Genomic DNA, 1,561 nt, shown 5'->3' with positions numbered 1-1,561 from the left:
GATGACAGAAGAGAAGTGGCGAGAATTTAAAATAATAGATTGAAAATAAAAGCAGTTGTGTTATATATTAAATCTTTCACAACTGCTTTTAATATATAAATAAATAAACTAAAGTTAGTTATTTTTTGACGTGATAATAATTTTATATAACTTTTTGATAAGCTAAAAATTAGGATACTAAGTTAGCGTTCACAAGCAAAATTATCGTTATCCCTGTCTAATTTTGGTTGATATGCAGGATGTCCTTGAGGAACGCCGTTTGGATAAACCGCACGTAACTGTGTACAATTGGCAAATGATTGAGTGCTTTGAGCTGGTTCTGTTTGTGATTGTTGAGGTGCAGGTTGTGCTGTGTTGTCATTTTTAGCAGGTGCTGGTGTTGTAGCAGGTTGCTCATGACTTTCTTCCTCAAAAGCAGAAGTCAAACTCCATATGCCTAACTTTTCTTCTCTTGCTTTTTCTTGAGAAGCTTCTAACTCAGATAAATATCTTGTATTCGGCGGATAGACATAAGCGACTCTCGCTAAGCCTTCTTTAACTAAAATATCGTTTAACATTTTTCCATCAACATAAATATATGCCAAATATCTTTGGTACTTATCTTGTTTTTGACCTACATCAAATTCTACTTCAATCTTTTTGGCATTTCTAAGTAGTTCAGCTGTCTGATCAGAAGCTTCTTGACCAAATGGCTGTTTGCCTAAACGAGGGTGCTTCGTTTCAGGTGTATCAATAAGTAGGAATCTAAATGTTTCAGTTTTATTATTGTAAACGAATTTCGCGGTATCACCATCTACCGCTGCACTTAACTTAACAGGTATGCGGTCTGTAGTTCCTGGCTCGTATGATTCCTTATCTTCTTTTTCTTTTTTTGCTTCATTTTTTTCATCTTTGTGTTTAGAAGTTTGTTTTTTGTGTTCTTCCTTATTCGCATGCTCTTGAGTTGTTTCTTGCTTTGTTGAATGGGAATCTTGTGGTTGTTTATTATTTTGAAAATTAATCATAAATATGATTAAGACTACGACTGTAATGATAATTTTAATCCACTTACCCCAAGACTGATATTTCCACATTAAAAAAAGACCTACTGGAAAAACAAAAATAAGCATTAAAATTGTAAACCATTGCGTTTGATACCACTGACGTTGTTTCATCTGCTTGACTCCTTCTACTATAATCTTATCCTAGTATCTAAATTTTGAATTCATGCTGGGTTAAACCTTCTTATGATGTGTCATTAAAAAGGAGTAAACGTCACTTTAATCCATCTATCAATCGGTTAATCTAAGGTTAGAAAATACGCAAAAGATGATAAATGGTATGCGATGTCATACAGTTACAAAGCAAATTTTATAAATATGAACTGGAAGCAGCGCGAATTGTTAGTTTTAGAGACTAATGAACAGCACAATTATAGCATTAAAATCAATAGTGATAAATATAATTAAAGGTTTAAATATAAATATGTCGAAAACATTTATGTAATTTAAAAGATTTTGTTCAAATTAGGAATAAATGAGTGGAATTTTAAGCTGTTTTAGTATAAAGATGTCCACATAGA

Annotated in this window: 1 protein-coding gene; it reads right to left on the bottom strand. The window is 32.2% G+C overall.

Going from position 1 to position 1,561, the window contains the following annotated elements; translation table 11 throughout:
• Positions 1–182 precede the first annotated feature (182 nt).
• Complete coding sequence (locus CD118_RS10825; RefSeq protein ID WP_103356696.1) at positions 183–1,154, bottom strand: thermonuclease family protein; 972 nt, start codon at positions 1,152–1,154, stop codon at positions 183–185.
• Between the last annotated feature and the right edge of the window lie 407 nt (positions 1,155–1,561).

Origin of the sequence: Staphylococcus coagulans (assembly GCF_002901995.1) — a bacterium.
Classification (GTDB): Bacteria; Bacillota; Bacilli; order Staphylococcales; family Staphylococcaceae; genus Staphylococcus; species Staphylococcus coagulans.
Note: the sequence above shows the minus strand (reverse complement) of the source record. Positions and strands in the feature narration are given on the sequence as shown.